The following is a 19,906-nucleotide window of genomic DNA, read 5'->3' as shown; positions in this document are numbered from 1 at the left end:
GCGTCCAGGCGCCGGAACATCCCCGGCCCGCCGCGACTGTCCCGCCACCGCGTAAAAAATTCCGCAACTTTGCATTACCCAAGTCGCGCGATTGCAGCCCTCGGATTGGGGCGCACGACCTTCGGTAAAGTCTCGCTTCAGGGGCTCCACCTCAGATTGGAAGACCTTGGCGGAGGGGACGATGACGGCGGTCGTATATGGGCAGCGTGAGCGAAGGGCCGGTGGCGCACCCGCCAGGGCCATGCCGGGCCGGCATCCGATGCTGACCGCCGAGATCCTGCCGGGCCTGTCCGACGCCGAATCCCTGTGGCGTGCCACGGAGGCCGCGCCCGACTGCGTGGCGACGCCCTACCAGCGGTTCGCCTGGGTGTCCGCCTACCTGCACGAGACGGGGGAGGCGGCCTCCGCCCGGGTCGCGGTGCTGCGCGACCCGGCGGGGCGGGTGCGGATGCTCCTGCCCCTGACGGTGCGGCGGCAGAACGGCCTCGTCCTCGCCCGGACGGTGGGGGATACCCACGCCAACTACCACCTGCCGTTGTTCACCCGCGACGCCGCCGCCGTGCCGGGGGAGGAGATCCGCGCCGCCCTGGTCGCGGCCGGGCGCCGCGCGGGGATCGACGCCTTCGCCTTCTCGCACCAGCCGCGGATCTGGGAGGGCGCGCCCAACCCGCTGGCCCTCGGCGGCGAGCCGGAGGCCAGCGACGCCTACGGCCTCGTCCTCGGGCCCGACCCGGACGCGACGGCCAAGCGCGTCTTCAGCGCGGATGCCCGCAAGAAGCTGCGCTCCAAGGAGAAGCGGCTGACCGAGGCCCTGGGCCCGGTGGAGTACCGCATGGCCGGCGACGGCGAGGAGGCCCGGACGTTCCTCGCCGCCTTCTACCGGCAGAAGGCGGCCCGCTTCGCCGGCATGGGCGTCCGCGACCCCTATGCCCCGGAGGCGATCCGCCGGTTCCTCGACCGGGCCTCCTCGGGCCCGGACCCGGCCATGGAGGTGCACGGTCTGCGCGTGGCGGCGACGGGGCGGATTCTCGCCGTGTTCGGCGGGGCGGTGAACGCCACCCGCTACAGCGGGATGATGACGTCCTTCGACGCGGACCCGGAGGTCGGCCGCTACAGCCCCGGCGACCTGCTCCTCCACCACCTCGTGCGGGAGCAGACGGGGCGGGGCCGCCTCGGCTTCGACCTCGGGGTCGGCGAGGCCCGCTACAAGGCGAGCATCTGCGACGAGACCATCGCCCTGGTGGAGAGCGTGTGGCCGGTGACGGTGCGCGGCCATGCCTTCGCCCTCGTCCGCCAGGGGCTGACACGGCTGAAGCGCCGGGTGAAGGGCGACCCCCGCCTCTTCGCCGCCGCGTCCCGCGTCCGCTCGCTCCTGAGGCGGGGGGGATAGGGGCGCGGGCGGAGGCACGGCCCACCCGTCCGACAGCGCCGCGGCGCCCCACGACGCAGAGAGGGCGCCCTCCGGGTGGGAGGACGCCCTCTCTGCGTCGTGCCAGGCTCCGCGCCGCGAGCCGTGCCGTCAGGCCGCCTTGAGGTGGAACTCGGAGAAGTCCACGGCGACCTCCTCCACGGGGGCGACCCCGGCGGTCGGGCGGTCCTGCGCGATCAGCACCTGGCCCGCGCCGGCTTCCATCGCGGTGGCGTAGAGGTCGGCCAGCATGTCGTCGGCCGGGTCCGCGTTCGAGGCGATCACGACGCTGTCGGCAAGGGTCGCCACCCGGGACAGCATCTCGGCGGCCTCCGGCTGCGGGTGGAGGCGGCAGATCACCCACTCATAGGCCTCGGCCATCGCCTCGAGGGTGAAGGCGAGGGCGCGGGGCTCCTCGAGCAGGACGCCCGGCGCCGCGATGCCCGTGGCGACGTGGTGCGCGCCGCCGGGGCCGTCGGCCTGGATCACCTCCACGAAGTCCGCATCCCCGCCGACGACATCGGTGAGGCCGGGCACGGTGGAGCGGGAGGCGGGGGCGGCGAAGTCGACCACGAGGACGCTGCCGGTCCGGCCGAAGGCGTCGGCCAGGGCCGGGGTCAGGCCGTCCGGGGCATTCGCCTCGGTCTCCATCATCACGATGGTGCGGCCTTCCGGAGCGCCGGCGATCACCGGCCGCTGGGACAGGCGGGCGATGAGCGGCGCGAGGTCGAAACCGTCTCCCTTCACCGCCCTCGGCGCCGTCGCCACGGGCGCGCCGACGGCGTGGACCACGGCCGGTCCGGCATCGGCCACATCGGCGGCAGGCTTCACCTCGGCGGGCTGCGCCGGGGCGACCGGCCCGGCCCATTCGGCGGTCGTCTCCGGGGCCGCGGCGATCGCCGGCCCGCTCCAGTGGGTCGTCGGCATCGCTTCGGGGAACAGGAACGGGTTGGCGTCCGGGGCCGGCACGGCGGCCTCGTCCACCGCCTCGGCCTCCCTGCGGCCCTCGCCCGACCGGGCGGCCACGCGGCCCGGCTCGGTCAGGAGGGCGCGGGCGAGCACCCCGCCGATGGCGAGCAGCAGGGTGACCAGGGTCGCGAAGCCGACGATCGGCAGCTTCTTCGGGAAGGAAGCCACCGTCGGCGTGACCGCCCGCGAGACGATGCGCGCGTCGGCCGGGGCGGCGCTCTCCGCGTCGCGGGCCGAGGCCTCGCGGAACCGGCCGAGGTAGGATTCGAGCTGCTCGCGCTGCACCTTGGCCTCGCGCTCCAGGGCGCGGAGCTCGATCTCGCTGGCGTTGCCCTTCACCACCACGTCCTGCTGGCCATCGACGGCGGCCTGCAGGCTCGTGACCCGGGCGTCGGCGACCTTGGCGTCGTTCTCGAGGATGCGCACGGCGCGCTCGGCGGCGATCTTGATCTGCGCGTCGAGGTCTTCGAGCTGGGCCTTCAGCTCCTTGATGCGCGGATGCGCCGGAAGGAGCGTCCGGGATTCCAGGGCGAGCTGGGCGCGCACGGTGATGCGGTTGTCCACGGTGCGGCGGAGCACCTCGTTGTTGGCGATGTCGGTGATCTCGACGGAGCGCCCGTCCTTGATCATGTCCCTGATCGCGATGAGGCGGCCGGCGATGTCGGCGCGCAGGACGCGGGCCTGGGACAGCTGGCTCGACAGCTCCCCGAGCTGCTGCGCCGTGAGCGGCTGGCCGGTGGCCCCCGTGGTGGCGACGAGGCCGTGCTTGGCGCGGTAAGCCTCGACCTTCCCCTCGGCCTCCGCCACCTTGCGGCGCAGGGCGGTGATGTTGCTGCCGAGCCAGGAGGAGGCGTAGCGGGCCGTGTCGACCTTATCCGCCTCCAGGGATGCGATGTAGAGCTGGGCGACGGTGTTGGCGGCCTCGGCGGCGAGCTTGGCGTCCCTGGCGCGGAACTCCACGGTGATGATCCGCGACTTGCCGGCGGAGTAGACCAGCAGGTGATCGAAATACGATTCGATCACCCGGTCCTCGGCGGGCCGGTCGAACGGGTTGGGGCCGATGCCCAGGAGGATCATGGCCTGCTGGACCGGGCCGATCCCGTCCGCCGTGGCATCGAATTCGGGGTTGCCGACGAGCTTGAGCCGCTTGACCGCCTCGCGGGCGATGTCGCGGGACATCATCACCTGCACTTGGCTCGCCACAGCCTGCTCATCGATCGGGGCGTTGACGTCCGGCCGCTCCTGCGCCGTGCGGGTGAATGCCGGCTCGCGGCTTTCAAGTATCACCTTCGCCTCACCCGTATAACGCGGCGACACGACGTTCACGAATACGCCGGCCCCGAGGGCGACGACGGCAGTCGGCACGACGATCCAGGCAATCGACCGGCGCAGGATCTGAGGAACCTGCGCGACAGTCACGCCTTCCGTGTGCCGCACTGCCCGGAATGCGGGGGGAGTTGAGCGCATTCTAATCCGGGACATGGGCAGCTCTTTACGCAGAAGTGTTGCGGTCGGTGGCGAAGCCGCAACCCACATTTGAAAGCGTTAAGGTTGCTTGACCGTTAAGCGTGTCGTGAATTCTTGCGAGACTGGTCTTCGCCGGCTTGGATAGGGTTCGTTAACCTTAACCACGTACCGAGAGTTGTATCGTATCCACAGCACGGCGATGGTGATGAACCGACGCGCACTCATCTTCGCACTCGGCACCAGCCTGGCCCTCGGCGGCTGCCTGCGTCCGGATTTCCGGACGCACGAGCTCGACGCCACAGGGACCGGCTCGATCAGTGCCCGTTACACCCTCGCGGCGGGTGACCGCCTGCGGGTCATCGTGTTCGGACAGGACAACCTGTCGAACATCTACACCGTCGATGGGGCGGGCAAGATCGCGATGCCCTTGATCGGGGCCGTCCAGGTCGGCGGCCAGACCACGGGTCAGGCGGCCCGGTCCATCGAGGGCAAGCTCTCGTCGGGTTTCGTGCGCGAACCGCACGTGACGGTCGAGATGGATGCCTACCGGCCGTTCTACATCCTGGGCGAGGTCACGACCTCGGGCCAGTACGCCTACGTCAACGGCATGACGGTGGAGACCGCGGTCGCCATCGCGGCGGGCTTCGGCCCCCGGGCCGCCCGCGACTACGCGGTGCTGACCCGCAGCACGCCCCAGGGTCTCGTCTCCGGCATCGTGCCGATGACCTATGCCGTCCGCCCCGGCGACACCCTCGTCGTCAAGGAGCGGTTCTTCTAGGGGTGTCCCCCGCCTCGACGGGGCGCGGGGCGCGGGGCGCCGGCGGTCAGGGGGTCGTCCGCCACGGGCTGATCACGCGGACCTCCGCGGATTTGGCAACCTCCATCGGGGCCGGCATGGTCTTGCGCAGGCGGGAGACCATGCGCCGGGCCTCGTCGGCGGGGAGGGCGCCCGCGGGCTGGGTCATGGCGGCCAGCAGCTTGCGGGTCTTGCCATCGAGCAGGGCCGAGCGCCGCACCGGCTCGAAGTCGGCCATCGTGTGCGGCCGGTCCGTGCGGCCGGCGAAGACCTGCGCGCCCGTCTTGAACACCACGATGTCGCCGGGGCGCAGCGTCTCGTCCTTCAGGAACGCGGCGGCAGGGCCGGCGGACATGTCGAGGGGCGTCTGCCGCTCGCTGACATGGATCCGCACCGGCAGGGCGGCGTAGCGCGTCTTGAGTTTGTGGCGGCCGTAGCCGAGGTGGCGGGAGCGGGCCGCCTGCTGCGGGAAGGCGCCGGGGAGTGGGGCCGCGGCCTGAGCCTGGGGCTGCGGCGCCGGATGGACGCCGAACAGCATCTCCAGAAATCCGCCCTCGGCGGCATGGACCTGCGCCACCTGCACCGTGCCACAGGCGATGGCCGCGATCGCGGCGATGCACGCCGCCCTTGACGTCCGTGATGGCATCCGCCCCGCTCCGGTTGCGCTGTTACGCCGCTACAACCTAGACGGGAGTATAGGGTTCCGGATCAGGCCGGGGCGACCTGCTCACCCTCGCCGATACAGTCGAGGGCCCGCTCGACCGCGGAGACCGCATCGAGGAGATGCTGGACCGTGCGCTCGACTTCGAGGGGAGGGCGGCCGGTCGCGGAGGCGCGGGCGCTCACATCCTCGAGCTGCTCCAGCAGGGTGAGGAGATCTCCGGCGACGGCCACCACCTCGCAGCGGGCGAGGGTGGTGATGGCCGGACGTCGGCGGAAGGGCAGGACATTGCTCATCGCCGGCTCTTTTCGCCCAGAACCGCCCCCGTTCGCCAGGGGGGAGGGCGCCCCCTTCAACACATTGCCGCGCCGGGGCGGCCTGAAAGCCGCGGGTTGGTGTGTTTTCCGTGGCCGCGGTGCCTCGCACATCGCCGAACCGCTTCACCGGATGGGAAGAAGCCTTGACGGAGCGTCCCCCACCCTGACCTTGACGGCTCCACGGGTCGCCGCCCACCGCACGCGGTCGAGGGGCGCCCGCCTGCTCTGTCGGGATTCGCGATGCGTCTTCTCCACCTCACCCTCGCCGCCGCCGCGGTCACCGGCCTCGGCGCCTGCTCCAGCACGGATGGGAGCCGCAGCAGGCTCGCGGAGTCGTTCAGCCTCGACAACTACCGGGCGTCCAGCGACACCAACGGCACCCAGACCCGCCGGGACGTGAACCGCACCTACACGCAGCCGTCGCTGCCGACGATCTCCAACCGCGGGATGTGATCTCCGCAACGGGCCGGCGGCATCCGATCCCGTCCGCTCCCTCGTCCTGACGATCCGCGCCTCCCTCCGCCTTGCGCGCGAGGACGGGGGTCGGATCACATCGGTCGCTCCCGCCTGCCCGACCCTTCGGGCCGGACCGCGAGGCGGGGAGAGGGGGACGCCGCCGCCTTGGCGCCCTATCGCTTGGCCACCGCGTCGGCGAAGGCGGCGATGCGGTTGCGGGCGTAGACCGGCAGGCCGGCGCTGATCGAGGTGCCGGTGTTGAAGGTCGAGTTGCCCATCAGCACCTGCGCCGGCAGCAGGTTCTTCAGCACCGGCACCCGGGCGTATTCGGCCTTGCGGTCGAGCACGTCGCCCTTGATCGCCAGGGCGACGTAGGCGGTGACCACCGTCTTCTGCGGATCGTTCGGCATGGGCTGGAGCACCGCCAGGAACTTGCCGAAGCGCAGGATCTGGTTGACCCAGAAGATCGTCTGCTCGAGCCCGCCCACGGGGGCGGTGTCGATCTTCGTCAGGGCCGTCAGCGGCGCGGCCTGGGCCGCATCGAGCTGGCGCAGCTCGCTCTGGAACGACACGAACTCGGCGATCTTCTTGGCCGAGCCCTCCTCGAGCTTGTTGGCGAGGCGGACGCCGAGCGGCAGCTTGCCTTCGAGGTCGTAGCGCGACTCGATGCAGGCGGTCGCGCCCTCGCACCACGGGCGGTCCGGCCGCCGGGCGAAGGCCGCCGCCGGGTCCTTGGTCGGCGTCACATCCGCCGGATCGAGGGTGCGGTGCTTGATGGCCGGGTCCATCGCCTGGATGAAGGCGAGGCTGGCGAGGTCCTTGAGGTCGATGGCCTCGGCCGGGCGCGCCACCACGAAGCGCCCTTCCGCGACGTAGACCTTCAGGGTCTCGTGCCGGGGCTTGGTCACCCCGTTCAGCGTCACCGTGTAGTCGGGCTCCTTGTAGCCCGGATAGGGCGAGAGCGCCTGCGCCTCGGCGGGGCGGGCCTTCAGCCAGTCCAGGTAGGGGATCAGCCCGTTCTCCGGGGCGCTCGGGTTGTCCCGGTGGTCCGTGAACAGGATCTCGCCGGGCTTCAGCCCCGCCGGGTCCACCGCGGCCACCGAGGGGACCTCGCGCACCCGCGGGGCCGGGGCGGTGTGGGCGGCCGGCGTCTGGGCCAGGGCGGGGGGACAGGCCGCCCCGAGGCACAGGGCGAGGACCAGGGTGGCAGGACTCTGCGGGCGGGGCATCGGGGTCTCGACAGGTTGGGTGTCAGTAGCCGGGATCGTCGCCGAACAGGTAGTCGGGATCCCGGCGCCGGGGGCGGCGGACGGCGGCGTCGTCGCCGAAGGGCGAGCGGCTGGTCTGGCCCGGCCAGGGGCGATACGGGTCGGCCCCGCCACCGTCGCCGTAAGGGTCGGCGCCGGCCCGGCGGCTGCGCTGGGCGGGGCGGTCGCCGAACGGATCGAGGAGGTCGGGCCGGCCGCGCTCGCCGGTGAGGTTGCCGAACAGGTCGCCCTGGGCGTCGGCCCCGTCCTCGGCCCCGGCGAGGTCGCCATCCGCGGAATCGGGCCGCATGGCGTAGAGGGTCTCGCGGGGGACCAGCGTGTAGCGGGTGTCGGCCACCTGCCCGTTCCCGCCCGCGCGGAAATGCTCGATGAAGCTGCCCGCGCCGGGCGTCCCGCTGCGGGGGTCGATGGCGATGTCGGCGATGAGGGGCCGCGCCTCGGGGGAAGGGCCGCGCAGGGGCGTGCGCGGCACGCCGTTCGCCCAGGCCGCCTGGAAGATGGCCCCGGCGATCGGCACCGAGACGTGGCCGCCGGTCTGGCCGCGGCCGAGGGTGCGGCGGGTACCGTCGGCGTTGTCGTAGCCGACCCAGACCACGACGGTGATCTCGTTGGAGAAGCCCGCGAACCACGCGTCGTTCTCGTTCTCGGAGGTGCCGGTCTTGCCCGCGACGCTGGTCGAGACCTTGGCCAGGGCCGCGGCGGTGCCGTGCTGGGTCACGCCCTGGAGCATCGTCTTGAGCTGGTAGAACGCCACCCGGTCGGCCGAGCCGATCCGCGCCGGCTCCCGGGCGGGGTGGGTGAAGACCGGCTTGCCGTCGCGCTCGACGGATTGCAGGGCGTAGGGCGTCGGCCGCACGCCCTCGTTGGCGACGGCGGCGTAGAAGCCCGCGAGGTCGATCATCCGCACCGGCTGGGCGCCCAGGACGAACGGGTAATAGGGCTCGCACTCCGCGTAGATCTGCGCTTCGAGGGCGATGTCGCAGACGCGCTTGAGGCTGGCGGGCGCCTTGGGGGCGATGCCGCCCTGCAGCAGGCGGGCGGTGACGAGGTTCTTCGAGAATTCGAGGCCCCGGCGCAGGGTCGTCGGCCCGGAACCGCCGCCCTCGTAGTTCTTCGGCGACCAGGATTCCCCGACCCCGCCGATGGGCGGAAGGGTCACCGGCGCGTCGAGCACCAGGGTGTTCGGCTGCAGCCCGGCATTCAGGGCGGCGAGGTAGGTGAGGGGCTTGAGGGTCGAGCCCGGCTGGCGCACCGACTGGGTCACCCGGTTGAGCTGGCTGACGGGATAGGAGAAGCCGCCGGCCATGGCGAGGATGCGCCCGGTCCTGTTCTCCAGCACCAGGGCGGCCCCCTGGACGGTGGGCTTGACCCGGACCTGGGCACGGGGCGCCCCGCGCCCCTCCGAGAGCTTCACCCGCACCACGTCGTAGGGTTGCAGGCGCCCCCGGGCGATGCCGGGGTCGAGGGCCGCGATCCGCCCGTCCTCCAGGCCGACCCTCAGGCCTCCCCGGCCCGCGTCCAGCACCACGGCCAGGGGCCAGTGGACGTCGTAGAGGGTCGGCCGGGCGCTCTCCAGGGCGCGCAGCCATGCGGGTTTGCCGGCCACCAGCGCCGGGGCGGACCTGCCGGCCTGGGCGCCCTTGCCCGCCACGCCCTTGCCCGCCGCGACCTTGCCGGCCACAGGCCTTGCGGCCTCGGGCTTCGCCCCGGTGACGGCCGGCGCCGCCTGGGTCGAGGCCTCGGGGGCGGCCGCGGCGGTCTCGATCCGGCGGACGCTGTCGGCGATATTCATCTCCGGCCCGGTGAAGGTCTGCCTGCCGGTGGAGCGCTCGTAGGTCGCGAGCCCGTCCTGGAGGGCGGTCTCCACCGCCCGCTGCAGGGGGGCATTCACCGTCGCGCGCACGGTGAAGGAGGCCGAGGTCAGCGATTCGAGGCCCGCGACGGTGCGGGCCTCGCGGGAGAGGTAGTCCACGAGGTAGAAGCCGGAATCGCGCCGGGCCGTCTCGACCGGTTTCAGCCCCAGATCGGCGGCGTTGGCCTGGGCCATCTCGGCGTCGGTGATGGCGTTCTCTTCCCTGAGCCGCGCGAGGACGTAGGCCCGGCGCTCCCGGGCGCGCTCGGGGTACTTGTCCGGGCTGTAGAAGTTCGGCCCCTTCGGCATGCCGGCGAGGAGGGCGGCCTCGGACAGGGTGAGCTGGCCGACCGGCTTCCCGAAATAGCTCTGCGCCGCCATCTCGATGCCGTAGGCGCCGCGCCCGAGGTAGATGCCGTTGAGGTAGAGGCCGAGGATCTGCGGCTTGGTGAGGATCTTCTCCAGCCGCGCCGCGACGATCATCTCGCGGATCTTGCGCTCGTAGGTGACGTCGTCGCCCACCGAGAGGTTCTTCACCACCTGCTGGGTGATGGTGGAGCCCCCCGCCGGCCGCCCCGGCGAGGCGAGGTTGGCGATGAAGGCGCGGATGACGCCGCGCTCGTCGATGCCGTGGTGGCTCTCGAAGCGCTTGTCCTCGGCGGCGATGAACGCCTTCTGGACGAGGGGCGGCACCGAGGCGATGGGCACCACGAGACGCCGGGCGTTGGTCTCGAAGGTCTCGGCGAAGGGCTTGCCCGAGGCGTCCAGGATGCGGCTCATCCCCGGCAGGGCCTTGTCCCGCAGGGTCTCGGCGGCGGGCAGGTCCTTGGTGGCGTTGTCGTAGAACTCGATGACGGCCCGGGCGTCGAAGGGCGAGTTCGGCGGGTCCTCACCCTTGCAGAACTGCTTGTAGCTCGTGTTCAGCTCGTTGATGTCGAGGCCGTGCAGGATCTTCGGTGCCGTGGGGCCGGCGACGGTGGTGGGATCCTCCATCGCCGTCGAGATCAGGTCGTCGAGGTTGATGTCCTCGATGTCGAACGCCTTGCGCATGTGGGCGCAGCCGTCACGCAGGATGCGCACCACCTCCGGGCCGTCCGTGGCGGGGTCGAACTGCGTGCGCAGGGAGTCGGGCCGGGTGGTGACCTGGCTCAGCGTCAGTGCGGTCGCGAACAGCTTGATGAGGATGATGTTCATACAGGCCGGGGCGGCGGGACGCGAAGGGTCGAGGGGGACGATGGGGCGTCCGGCCTGAACAGGGCGTGCACAACGCGGCTGATTTATGGACGCGACGCAGGCGCCCGCTCGGTCGCGCCTTGCCCCGGGATGCCGGTACTCCACCACGGCCGGCGGAGACTTGTGGCCGCCCGACGCGCCGTCTAGCGTCCGCGTCCCGGACAGAAAAAAGGCCACCCCCGAAGGAGTGGCCCGAAGTCTAGGGAGGAAACGCCCAAGAAGGGCAACAGGACCGCGACGCCATCGCGTTCCTGCGATGCAGCAAGTACGTTGACGCGGTGCAGCAAGCAAGGCGCGTGGCGTCGCTCCCGCATTGCACTGTGCGCATGGCTCGCCCCCTTTACGGCCTCTGCCCCCCGATTAGCGTCCGGCGCTCGCCCGGCCACCCGGGCGGGGTGCGGCCGGGGCTCCGGCGCGTTAGAGAGGGTGACAGACCCGTCCACCCACGAGCCCGCCCCATGCCAGGAACGCCCCGCGCCGGAATCATCCCGGTCACGCCCTTCCAGCAGAACTGCACATTGATCTGGGACGACGCCACCAAGGTCGGCGCCGTGGTCGATCCCGGGGGGGACCTCGACCGGATCGAGGCGGCCATCGCCGAGCAGGGGGTGAGGGTGGAGAAGATCCTCCTCACCCACGGCCATGTGGATCACGCCGCCGGGGCCGACGAACTCCGCGAAAAGCTCGGCGTGCCGATCGAGGGGCCCCATCTCGCCGACAAGTACCTCCTCGATTCCCTGCCCGCGACGGCGGCCCAGTACGGGCTCGACCCGGCCCGGCCGGTGACCCCCGACCGCTGGCTCGACGGGGGCGACGTGGTGCGGGTGGGCGAGCTCACCTTCGACATCCTGCACTGCCCCGGCCATTCGCCCGGCAGCGTGGTGTTCGTGAGCCGCGACGCGCGCTTCGCCCTGGTGGGCGACGTGGTGTTCAAGGGCTCCATCGGCCGCACCGACCTGCCGGGGGGCAACCACGAGCAGCTGATCCGCGCCATCAAGGAGAAGGTGCTGCCGCTCGGCGACGACATCGCCTTCATCCCCGGCCACGGCCCCACCGGCACGCTCGGCGAGGAGCGCGTCTCCAACCCATTCCTGCAGGGCTGACACCATGGACAAGCGCCGCATTGGCCGCTCCGGCCTCACCGTCGCCCCGTTCTGCCTCGGCGGCAACGTCTTCGGCTGGACGGCGGACGAGGCCACCTCCTTCGCGATCCTCGACCGGTTCGTGGAGCAGGGCTTCGACTTCATCGACACCGCCGACGTCTACAGCCGTTGGGCGCCGGGCCATTCCGGGGGCGAGTCCGAGGCGGTGATCGGCCGCTGGCTCGCCGCCCGCCCGGGCGCCCGGGAAAGGATCGTCCTCGCCACCAAGGTCGGCATGGACATGGGCGAGGCCGGCAAGGGCCTCTCCGCCGCCCATATCGAGCGGGCCTGCGAGGCCTCGCTGCGCCGGTTGCAGACCGACCGGATCGACCTCTACCAGTCGCATCTGGACGATGCCGACGTGCCGTTCGAGGACACCCTGGCGGCCTATGACCGGCTGGTCAAAGCCGGGAAGGTGCGGGCCATCGGCGCGTCGAACTACGACGCGGGGCGCCTGTCCGGGGCGCTGGCGGTGTCGGCGGAGAAGGGCCTGCCCCGCTACGACTGCCTCCAGCCGGAATACAGCCTCGCCGCGCGGGACTACGAGGCCGCGCTGGAGCCCCTGTGCCGGTCGGAGGAGGTCGGCGTCATCGGCTACTTCTCCCTGGCGGCGGGGTTTCTCACCGGCAAGTACCGCGAGGCGGGGTCGGCCTCCGGGCGGGCGCGGGAGAACCGGGTCGCCCCCTACCTCAACCCCCGCGGCTTCGCCCTCCTCGACGTGCTGGACGCGGTGGCCCGCGCGCACGGGGCGAGCCCGGCCCAGGTGGCGCTCGCCTGGATCATCGCCCGGCCGGGCATCACCGCGCCCATCGCCAGCGCGACCTCGGTGGCCCAGCTCGACGAGCTGCTCGGCGCCGTGCGCCTCACCCTGTCGCCGGACGCCATCGCACGGCTCGATGCGGCGAGCGCGGGGGGAATTTCGGACAAGGGGTGACGACCGCGCGCCGTCATCGCGGGGGCAGTGGAGCGGCCCGGGGGTGCGGACCGTCTCAGGCGGTGGCGGCGCCCTGGATCGCTTCGCTTCGCTCGCGGAGACGGTGGCGTTCAAGGCGATGGGGCGTTTGCGAAAGACGGTGTCCACAGGCTGCCGAAAGCCCGTGCACGGGCCGGTCCGGGACGGCCATAAGTGCGTGCATCGGCAGCACAAAACACCTATATTGGGGCGATAGGAAGCATGAGCAGGCTAGCGCCCTCGCCGCGTACACGCTGAGCGCGAGAAGTCCGCAGCCTGCCCGAGGACATTCATGGCCGATACACCCGAGACCCAGCCTGCCGAGTATGGCGCAGAATCGATCCGCGTCCTCAAGGGGCTCGATGCCGTCCGCAAGCGCCCCGGAATGTACATCGGCGATACGGATGACGGCTCCGGCCTCCACCACATGGTGTACGAGGTGGTCGACAACGCCATCGACGAGGCGCTGGCCGGCCATGCCGACCTCGTGACGGTGACGCTGAACGCCGACGGCTCCTGCACCGTGACCGACAACGGTCGCGGCATCCCGGTGGATATCCACAAGGAGGAGGGCGTCTCGGCCGCCGAGGTCATCATGACCCAGCTCCATGCCGGCGGTAAGTTCGACCAGAATTCCTACAAGGTCTCGGGCGGCCTGCACGGCGTCGGCGTCTCGGTGGTCAACGCCCTGTCGCAGTGGTTGAAGCTGCGGGTGTGGCGGAACGACAAGGAACACGCGATGGAGTTCCGCCACGGGGACGCCGTGGCGCCGCTCAAGGTGGTCGGGCCCGGCGAAGGCCGGCGGGGCACGGAGGTGACCTTCCTGCCGTCCACCAACACCTTCACGATGATCGAGTTCGACTATCCGACGCTGGAGAAGCGCCTGCGCGAGCTGGCCTTCCTCAATTCCGGCGTGCGGATCATCCTGACCGACGCCCGCCACGCCGAGAAGAAGCGCGAGGAGCTCTACTACGACGGCGGCATCGAGGCGTTCGTGCGCTACCTCGACCGCTCGAAGAAGCCGATCGACGGCATGGCCAACCCGGTGGTCGTGCGCGCCGAGCGCGACGGCATCCGCGTCGAGGTGGCGCTCTGGTGGAACGACTCGTTCAACGAGACGGTGCTGCCCTTCACCAACAACATTCCCCAGCGGGACGGCGGCACCCACATGGCGGGCTTCCGCTCCGCCCTGACCCGGCAGATCACCGGGTACGCCGACAGCTCGGGCGTCTCGAAGCGCGAGAAGGTCTCGCTCACCGGCGAGGATTGCCGCGAGGGCCTGACGGCGGTCATCTCGGTGCAGGTGCCGGACCCGAAGTTCTCGTCGCAGACCAAGGACAAGCTCGTCTCCTCGGAGGTGCGCCCGGCGGTGGAGAACGTGCTGAACGAGGGGCTCTCGACCTGGCTCGAAGAGAACCCGCAGCAGGCCCGCGTTGTGATGAGCAAGGTGGTGCTCGCGGCTTCGGCCCGCGAGGCGGCCCGGAAGGCCCGCGAGACCGTCACCCGCAAGGGCGCGCTGGACATCGCCTCCCTGCCCGGCAAGCTCGCCGACTGCCAGGAGCGCGATCCGTCGAAATGCGAGATCCTGCTGGTCGAGGGCGACTCGGCCGGCGGCTCGGCCAAGCAGGGCCGGGACCGGGCGTTCCAGGCGGTGCTTCCGCTCCGGGGCAAGATCCTCAACGTCGAGCGCGTCCGGGCCGACCGGATGCTCTCCTCCGCCGAGATCGGCACGCTGATCACCGCGCTCGGCGCCGGGATCGGCCGGTCCTCCACCGACCGCGAGGGCTTCAACCCGGACAAGCTGCGCTACCACCGCATCATCATCATGACCGATGCGGACGTGGACGGCTCGCACATCCGCACCCTGCTGCTGACCTTCTTCTTCCGGCAGATGCCGGAGCTGATCGACCGCGGGCACCTCTATATCGCGCAGCCGCCGCTCTATAAGGCCGAGCGCGGGCGCCGGGCGATCTACCTGAAGGACGAGCGGGCGCTCGAAGACTACCTGATCGAGCAGGGCGTCGAGGGCGCGGTGCTGCGCCTCTCCACGGGGGCCGAGTTCACGGGCCCGCAGCTGCGGGCCCTGGTGGACGAGGCCCGGGGCTTCCGCGGCGTCATCCAGGGGCTTCACACCCGCTACGACCGGTCGGTGGTGGAGCAGGCGGTGCTGGCCGGCGCCTTCGACCCCGAGATCGACAACCGGCCCGGCGAGGCCGAGGTGCTGGCGGACGTGACCGCCAAGCGCCTCGACCTCATCGCCGACGACATCGAGCGCGGCTGGGAGGGGGAGGTGGCCGAGGGCGGCTACCGCCTCACCCGGACGTTGCGCGGCGTGAAGCAGGTGGCGACGCTGGATGCGGGCCTCGTCACCTCGCAGGAGGCCCGCCGCCTCGCCGAGCGCGCCGACGCCTTCCGCGAGATCTACGGCGAGCCGGTGACCCTCGTCCGCAAGACCGACGAGACGGTGCTCCACGGCCCGGTCGGCCTGTTCGAGGCGGTGATGGCCTTCGGCCGCAAGGGCCTCCAGCTCCAGCGCTACAAGGGGTTGGGCGAGATGACCGCCCAGCAGCTCTGGGAGACGACGCTCGACCGCGACGTGCGCTCCCTGCTGCAGGTGAGGGTGAAGGACGCGACCGATGCGGGCGACCTGTTCGTGAAGCTGATGGGCGACGTGGTGGAGCCCCGGCGGGAGTTCATCCAGGAGAACGCGCTGAGCGTGTCGAACCTCGACGTGTGAGGCGGCGCGCGCCGTCCGGGTGCTCGCCTGGAAAGATCAGGACGAGCGGCCTGCCCGTCGTGATCCAACGCCGTCCCTGCGAGCAAAGCGAAGCAACGCAGGGACGCGCCATGTCCTGAGACGTCCCGCTGCCCTGGATTGCTTCGCTGCGCTCGCAATGACGGGGAGGGCGTGGACTGTGCGGCCGGACGCTCGGCGTCTGCCGAGAAGCCGGCTCGATCGCTTCCATCCCCTCATCCCGATTGGATGGCCGTCGTGATCCAACCCCGTCATTGCGCGCAAAGCGAAGCAATCCAGGGACGCGCCATGTCCTGAGGCGTCCCGCTGCCCTGGATTGCTTCGCTACGCTCGCAAGGACGGGGAGGGCGTGGACTGTGCGGCCGGACGCTCGGCGTCTGCCAAGAAGCCGGCTCGATCGCTTCCATCCCCTCATCCCGCTTGGATGGCCGTCGTGATCCAACCCCGTCCTTGCGCGCAAAGCGAAGCAATCCAGGGACGCGCTACGTTCTGAAGCGGCCCGCTGCCCTGGATTGCTTCGCTGCGCTCGCAATGACGGGGAGGGCGTGGACTGTCCGGCCGCACGCTCGGGATGGCGGGGTGGGAGGTCGGGCGTTACGGCTCCCGTCCTTCGGGCCGCGGGGCGGCACCCCGCTCCGTGGCCACCTCCGCTGCCCGCCGCCGGTCCTGCGCCCGGCCGAGCCATAGGCTGTTGAAGAACCACAGCACCGACAGGGGCACCGCGACGACCGAGACGCCCGCCACCCCGAGGCCGAGCGCCCCGAGGCCGGTGAAGGACCATGCCCCGGCCTGGTCGCCCAGGCGGTAGACCACCGTGTCGATGAAGCTCTTGGCCTTGTAGCGGTCCTCCCGGGGGACCACCGTGAACAGCACCTCGCGGATCGGCCGGGCGATGGCGAAGTTGCCGGCCCGGCGCAGCACCTGGAAGGCGACGATCACCGCGATGGTCGGCGCGAAGGCCAGGGCCGCGAAGCCGAGGATGCTGAAGGCCGGCAGGAGAGCGAGCGTCGCCGCCACCCCGATCCGCCCGACGATCCGCCCGGTGAGGAACAGCTGCACCCCGAGCGTCAGCACGTTCACCGCGAGATCGACGCTCGCGAAGAACGCCGTCTGCGATTGGCGATCGGGGAAGCTGCGCTTCGCGATGCCCGCCTGCTCGAAATACAGGAAGGTCGAGGTGATCGAGAACAGGAGCAGGAACAGGGCGATGTTCAGGAGGTAGGGCGAGGCGAGGGTGCGGGTGATGCCCGACCAGATGCTGCCGCCGATGGCGGTGTCCCGGGTCGTGCCCTCGTTGCCGCCGCCCGGCACCTCGTGAAGCTGCTGCGCCAGCCGGGCGAGGCCGCGCATCGAGACCACCGCCGCCTCCAGCAGCACGACGGCGCAGAGCATCAGCCCCCAGGTCGGGACGTTCCTCGCGAGCACCGCGGTGGTGGCCGAGCCGGCGATGGCGCCGAGCGTCGCCCCCGCCGCGATGAAGCCGAACAGCCGCCGGCCCTGCTCGTTCGAGAACACATCGACGATGGTGGCCCAGAAGATCGAGACCACGAACAGGTTGAAGATCGACAGCCAGATGAAGAACACCCGGCCGATCCACACGTCCCACTCCGGCGGGGCGAGGAAGAGCGCGGCGGCGAAGCCGACGATGTTGAGGGCGAAGAACCGGTAGGTCAGCGGCACGAACCGCGCCCGGGGCAACCGCTTCACCAGCCACGCGAACGGCACGTTCAGGGCCAGCATCCCGACGAGGGTGGCGGTGAACAGCCAGGGCAGGTTCTCGATGCCCCCCGCCACGCCCATCTGGTCGCGGATCGGCCGCAGCACGTAGTAGGCGGCGAGGATCGAGAAGATGTAGGCCCACGACCACGCCAGCGCCGGCCCTTCCCCGGGCCTGATGTCGATGAGCCGTGCAAGGGGGCTGCGGGCGGGGGTCGGGTCTGGCATGGGGCCGTGTCGGTTCCGAAAGGGCGCCTTGCCCCGCTGCACCCGCGCCGTCATCGCGAGCGCAGCGAAGCGACCCAGGGCGGCGGGACGGCTCAGGATGGGGCGCGTCCCTGGGTCGCTTCGCTTCGCTCGCAAAGACGGTCCGGGCCGGGCCTCGATCCGGGAAAGCCGCGGCGTGCCGCGGCCTCCCGGCGGCGGCCCGTCATTTCGTCAGCCCGAGCTTTTCTTTCAGCTCCGGCGCGGTGACGTCGTGCCCGAAGCCGGGGGCGCCGATGGCGACCTTGTCCGCGTCCTTCAGGCCGCCGATCACCACCGGGTCGAACCCGGCATCCCGCACCAAGCCCTCGGCCACCTTGAGCGCCTGCGGGTCGTCGCCCGCGATCGGGATCGCCATGCGCCCGCCCGCGCGGTCCTTGCCGCCGTTGGCGCCCTCCTTCGCGAAAACCTTGTAGTTGGCCGAGTTGAACGCCCGCACCAGCTTCGCCTCGGGGAAATACTTCGCGGAGGTCACGCCGAGGCCGTTCTTCTGCACCTCGTCGTAGAGTTCGCCGTCGCGCTTCTGGGTGGCGTTGCCGGCATCCAGGAGGACCTTGCCCTTCAGCAGGGGGCCGACCTCCTTCGACAGGGCGGGATAGGCGCCGTAGGGCACCGCCAGGAACACCGCGTCGGCGAACTTGATCGCCTCCTCCGGCGTCCCCGCCTTGGCCTTGGGGCCGAGCCCGTCCACGAGGGGCTTGAGGTTTTCCGGGTGGCGCGAGGCGAACATCACCTCGTGCCCGTCCTTCACCCACAGGCCGCCGATCGTGCTGCCGATATTGCCGCCGCCGATCACGCCGATCCTGATCTTGCCGGCCGCGTCCTGGGCGAGGGCGGGGGAGGCGGTGAGCGCCAGGGCGGCGGCGAGGGTGAGCGCCGCGCGGCGCGAGAGGGTGTCAGAGCGCATCGATAAAGGCCTCCATCTGCTTGCGCTGCCCGGCATCGGGCAGCGGATCGTGGGCGGCGCCGAGGTTGTCCTCGACATAGGCGGCCTTGGCCATTCCGGGGATCGGGCAGGTCACCGCCCGGTGGCCGAGGACGTATTTCAGGAAGAATTGCGGCCAGCTCACGCAGCCGATCTCCTTCGCCACCGGGGGCAGGTCCTTGCCCTGCACCGCCTTGAACAGCCGGTCGCGCCCGAAGGGCACGTTGACCATCACGGCGATGCCCTTGTCCGCGGCGAGCGGCAGGATGCGCTCGGCGGCGGCCCGGTTGTCGATGGCGTAGTTCACCTGCACGAAGTCCAGGGGCTCGCTGCGCATCACCGGCTCCAGCCCGTCGAACTGGTTGTCCTTCCAGACCGTGACGCCCAGGTAGCGGATCGCCTTCTCCCCCTTCAGGTCGCGCAGGACGGCGAGGTTGTCAGTCGTGTCGATGAGGTTGTGGACCGCCACCAGATCGAGGCGGTCCGTCCGCAGCCGCTTCAGGGAACGCGCGAAGCCGGCCCTGGTCTCGTCACGCCCGCGTGTGTCGACCTTGCTCGCCAGGAACACCTTCTGCCGCAGGTCGCCCTCGGACAGGATCAGGCCCAGCACCTCCTCGGCGGTGCCGTAGCTCGGGGCAGTGTCGATCACCGTGCCGCCGAGGCGCACGAAGGTCTCCACCGCCTCCCGCAGGGGCTTCACCTGCTCCGGCGTGGGCTCGACCTCGTAGCGCCGGGAGGTGCCGATGCCGAGCGCGGGCAGCAGCTCGCCGGAGGAGGGGATCGGCCGCCGGATCAGGCCGGGTTCCGCCTTCGCCCCGCGGAGCGCGACCGGCGCGAGGGCGGCGGCGGCGAGGAGGGTGCGTCGGGATACGGGCATCGGGCTGGTCTCCTGGCGATGGGGCGGGCCGCTCAGTCTTCCTCGGGCGGGTCCTCGAACTCGGCGCCCTCCGTGTCGGGGGCGATGCGGTAGCGGTACTCGTCGATGGCAAGGAACGCCCGGTGGGCGGCCTGGACGGCGATCCCGTCGCGCACGACGAGGGTCTGGAAGTCGATGAACAGGCGGGCGATCCGCCCCTCCTCGGACAGGGTGGCGAGGGCGGAGGAACTCGCCCCCGCCCGCATGGCGAAACGCTTGGCCGCCGCCGCCTCGGCCAGGGGCAGCACGGCCACCTGCCCGGCGGTGTCCGGCCGCAGGTCGGCCCAGCGGGCCGGCGTCCAGGCGATGATGGCCTCAAGTTGCTTCATTGTGTCGGGCGTCTCGCGTGGGGGCCGGCCTCAGCGCGCCGGCTCGACCTGGCCGCGGATCTCGCCTTTCGGATTCGCCGCGGTGTGCAGGTTGAAATACATCTTTCCGGCTTCGAGATCCGCCGCCTTGGCCTCGTCCAGGGTCGCCTCGCCGGAGAACGGACTCGCCTTGGCATCCACGGGGATCAGGACCCCCGCGTTCTCGCCGGCCTTGGCGGGGCCGTGGAAATGCGCCGCCGTCACCGGGCCGGTGAGGCCGCTGTAGCTGCCCTTCCAGCTCAGGCGCTTGGTGGCGGCATCGTAGCTGGCGGTCACCTCGCCCGTGCCCTTCGACTCCGTGGCCGGCACCTCGGACGCGCCGGTGAGCGCGGCGCGGAAGCCCTCGGCCGCCTGGGCGCCGGTGACGGTGAGGAACGCGAGGCCGAGGCCGAGCAAAGCGATGCGGTGGGTCATGGAGGTCTCCCAGGCGGGCCCCCACGG

16 protein-coding genes are annotated in these 19,906 nt (G+C 71.3%); 6 read left to right on the top strand and 10 right to left on the bottom strand.

Annotated elements, in window-relative coordinates; translation table 11 throughout:
- The first annotated feature begins 181 nt into the window (after positions 1-181).
- Positions 182-1,390, top strand: a complete 1,209-nt coding sequence (locus tag MKK53_RS15625) for a GNAT family N-acetyltransferase (protein WP_313901559.1) — start codon at positions 182-184, stop codon at positions 1,388-1,390.
- Positions 1,391-1,519: 129 nt separating this feature from the next.
- On the opposite strand, the gene MKK53_RS15620 is transcribed toward MKK53_RS15625, so the two are convergent.
- On the bottom strand, positions 1,520-3,859 hold the full coding sequence (locus MKK53_RS15620; RefSeq protein WP_243929629.1) for a GumC family protein: 2,340 nt from the start codon (positions 3,857-3,859) through the stop codon (positions 1,520-1,522).
- 184 nt (positions 3,860-4,043) lie between these two features.
- Here MKK53_RS15620 and MKK53_RS15615 point away from each other — a divergent pair, with 184 nt between their 5' ends.
- Entirely contained in the window at positions 4,044-4,622 is a 579-nt protein-coding gene (locus tag MKK53_RS15615; RefSeq protein WP_243929935.1) for a polysaccharide biosynthesis/export family protein, read from the top strand.
- 46 nt (positions 4,623-4,668) lie between these two features.
- Here MKK53_RS15615 and MKK53_RS15610 read toward each other — a convergent pair whose 3' ends face one another.
- Both MKK53_RS15610 and MKK53_RS15605 read right to left on the bottom strand, forming a co-directional pair.
- Positions 4,669-5,286 carry a hypothetical protein gene (locus MKK53_RS15610; RefSeq protein WP_243929628.1) on the bottom strand — a complete coding sequence of 206 codons (618 nt, stop codon included), beginning with the start codon at positions 5,284-5,286 and terminating at the stop codon, positions 4,669-4,671.
- A gap of 62 nt (positions 5,287-5,348) precedes the next feature.
- On the bottom strand, positions 5,349-5,597 hold the full coding sequence (locus MKK53_RS15605) for a hypothetical protein (RefSeq protein ID WP_243929627.1): 249 nt from the start codon (positions 5,595-5,597) through the stop codon (positions 5,349-5,351).
- Between the two features lie 261 nt (positions 5,598-5,858).
- On the opposite strand from MKK53_RS15605, the gene MKK53_RS15600 reads away from it, so the two are divergent.
- Positions 5,859-6,071, top strand: coding sequence for a hypothetical protein (locus MKK53_RS15600; protein WP_243929626.1), 213 nt, complete (start codon positions 5,859-5,861; stop codon positions 6,069-6,071).
- 176 nt (positions 6,072-6,247) lie between these two features.
- Here MKK53_RS15600 and MKK53_RS15595 read toward each other — a convergent pair whose 3' ends face one another.
- Complete coding sequence (locus tag MKK53_RS15595; RefSeq protein WP_243929625.1) at positions 6,248-7,303, bottom strand: hypothetical protein; 1,056 nt, start codon at positions 7,301-7,303, stop codon at positions 6,248-6,250.
- Positions 7,304-7,325: 22 nt separating this feature from the next.
- Positions 7,326-10,388 (bottom strand): penicillin-binding protein 1A, encoded by a 3,063-nt coding sequence (locus MKK53_RS15590; protein WP_243929624.1) that lies wholly within the window; start codon positions 10,386-10,388, stop codon positions 7,326-7,328.
- Between the two features lie 497 nt (positions 10,389-10,885).
- Between MKK53_RS15590 and MKK53_RS15585 the strand changes: the two genes are divergently transcribed.
- The 3 genes from MKK53_RS15585 to gyrB all read left to right on the top strand — a co-directional run bounded on the left by MKK53_RS15585 (position 10,886) and on the right by gyrB (position 15,258).
- Positions 10,886-11,530, top strand: a complete 645-nt coding sequence (locus MKK53_RS15585; protein ID WP_243929623.1) for an MBL fold metallo-hydrolase — start codon at positions 10,886-10,888, stop codon at positions 11,528-11,530.
- A 4-nt stretch (positions 11,531-11,534) separates the two neighbouring features.
- Complete coding sequence (locus tag MKK53_RS15580) at positions 11,535-12,503, top strand: aldo/keto reductase (RefSeq protein WP_243929622.1); 969 nt, start codon at positions 11,535-11,537, stop codon at positions 12,501-12,503.
- A gap of 310 nt (positions 12,504-12,813) precedes the next feature.
- Positions 12,814-15,258 (top strand): DNA topoisomerase (ATP-hydrolyzing) subunit B, encoded by a 2,445-nt coding sequence (gene gyrB / locus MKK53_RS15575; RefSeq protein WP_243929621.1) that lies wholly within the window; start codon positions 12,814-12,816, stop codon positions 15,256-15,258.
- A 612-nt stretch (positions 15,259-15,870) separates the two neighbouring features.
- On the opposite strand, the gene MKK53_RS15570 is transcribed toward gyrB, so the two are convergent.
- From MKK53_RS15570 to MKK53_RS15550, 5 genes are all read right to left on the bottom strand, one after another.
- Positions 15,871-17,220, bottom strand: coding sequence for an NTP/NDP exchange transporter (locus tag MKK53_RS15570; RefSeq protein ID WP_243929620.1), 1,350 nt, complete (start codon positions 17,218-17,220; stop codon positions 15,871-15,873).
- 202 nt (positions 17,221-17,422) lie between these two features.
- A complete protein-coding gene (locus MKK53_RS15565; RefSeq protein WP_243929619.1) occupies positions 17,423-18,163 on the bottom strand; it encodes an NADPH-dependent F420 reductase in 741 nt (246 codons plus the stop codon).
- Positions 18,153-19,058 (bottom strand): aldo/keto reductase, encoded by a 906-nt coding sequence (locus MKK53_RS15560; protein ID WP_243929618.1) that lies wholly within the window; start codon positions 19,056-19,058, stop codon positions 18,153-18,155. Before MKK53_RS15560 ends, MKK53_RS15565 begins: the two co-directional genes overlap by 11 nt.
- A 32-nt stretch (positions 19,059-19,090) precedes the next feature.
- Positions 19,091-19,426 carry a hypothetical protein gene (locus tag MKK53_RS15555; protein ID WP_243929617.1) on the bottom strand — a complete coding sequence of 112 codons (336 nt, stop codon included), beginning with the start codon at positions 19,424-19,426 and terminating at the stop codon, positions 19,091-19,093.
- A 30-nt stretch (positions 19,427-19,456) separates the two neighbouring features.
- Positions 19,457-19,879, bottom strand: coding sequence for a CHRD domain-containing protein (locus MKK53_RS15550; protein ID WP_243929616.1), 423 nt, complete (start codon positions 19,877-19,879; stop codon positions 19,457-19,459).
- Positions 19,880-19,906 lie beyond the last annotated feature (27 nt).

The organism is Methylobacterium sp. J-076 (assembly GCF_022829405.1).
GTDB lineage: Bacteria > Pseudomonadota > Alphaproteobacteria > Rhizobiales > Beijerinckiaceae > Methylobacterium.
This window is presented reverse-complemented; position numbering and strand designations above follow the sequence as displayed.

Bases quoted from the DNA above. Each gene is read 5' to 3' on its own strand.
- MKK53_RS15570 (WP_243929620.1), bottom strand. From the start codon at position 17,220: ATGCCAGACCCGACCCCCGCCCGCAGCCCCCTTGCACGGCTCATCGAC.
- MKK53_RS15590 (WP_243929624.1), bottom strand. From the start codon at position 10,388: ATGAACATCATCCTCATCAAGCTGTTCGCGACCGCACTGACGCTGAGC.
- MKK53_RS15565 (WP_243929619.1), bottom strand. From the start codon at position 18,163: ATGCGCTCTGACACCCTCTCGCGCCGCGCGGCGCTCACCCTCGCCGCC.
- MKK53_RS15620 (WP_243929629.1), bottom strand. From the start codon at position 3,859: ATGTCCCGGATTAGAATGCGCTCAACTCCCCCCGCATTCCGGGCAGTG.
- MKK53_RS15610 (WP_243929628.1), bottom strand. From the start codon at position 5,286: ATGCCATCACGGACGTCAAGGGCGGCGTGCATCGCCGCGATCGCGGCC.
- MKK53_RS15615 (WP_243929935.1), top strand. From the start codon at position 4,044: ATGGTGATGAACCGACGCGCACTCATCTTCGCACTCGGCACCAGCCTG.
- MKK53_RS15605 (WP_243929627.1), bottom strand. From the start codon at position 5,597: ATGAGCAATGTCCTGCCCTTCCGCCGACGTCCGGCCATCACCACCCTC.
- MKK53_RS15585 (WP_243929623.1), top strand. From the start codon at position 10,886: ATGCCAGGAACGCCCCGCGCCGGAATCATCCCGGTCACGCCCTTCCAG.
- MKK53_RS15560 (WP_243929618.1), bottom strand. From the start codon at position 19,058: ATGCCCGTATCCCGACGCACCCTCCTCGCCGCCGCCGCCCTCGCGCCG.
- MKK53_RS15550 (WP_243929616.1), bottom strand. From the start codon at position 19,879: ATGACCCACCGCATCGCTTTGCTCGGCCTCGGCCTCGCGTTCCTCACC.
- gyrB (WP_243929621.1), top strand. From the start codon at position 12,814: ATGGCCGATACACCCGAGACCCAGCCTGCCGAGTATGGCGCAGAATCG.
- MKK53_RS15555 (WP_243929617.1), bottom strand. From the start codon at position 19,426: ATGAAGCAACTTGAGGCCATCATCGCCTGGACGCCGGCCCGCTGGGCC.
- MKK53_RS15600 (WP_243929626.1), top strand. From the start codon at position 5,859: ATGCGTCTTCTCCACCTCACCCTCGCCGCCGCCGCGGTCACCGGCCTC.
- MKK53_RS15580 (WP_243929622.1), top strand. From the start codon at position 11,535: ATGGACAAGCGCCGCATTGGCCGCTCCGGCCTCACCGTCGCCCCGTTC.
- MKK53_RS15625 (WP_313901559.1), top strand. From the start codon at position 182: ATGACGGCGGTCGTATATGGGCAGCGTGAGCGAAGGGCCGGTGGCGCA.
- MKK53_RS15595 (WP_243929625.1), bottom strand. From the start codon at position 7,303: ATGCCCCGCCCGCAGAGTCCTGCCACCCTGGTCCTCGCCCTGTGCCTC.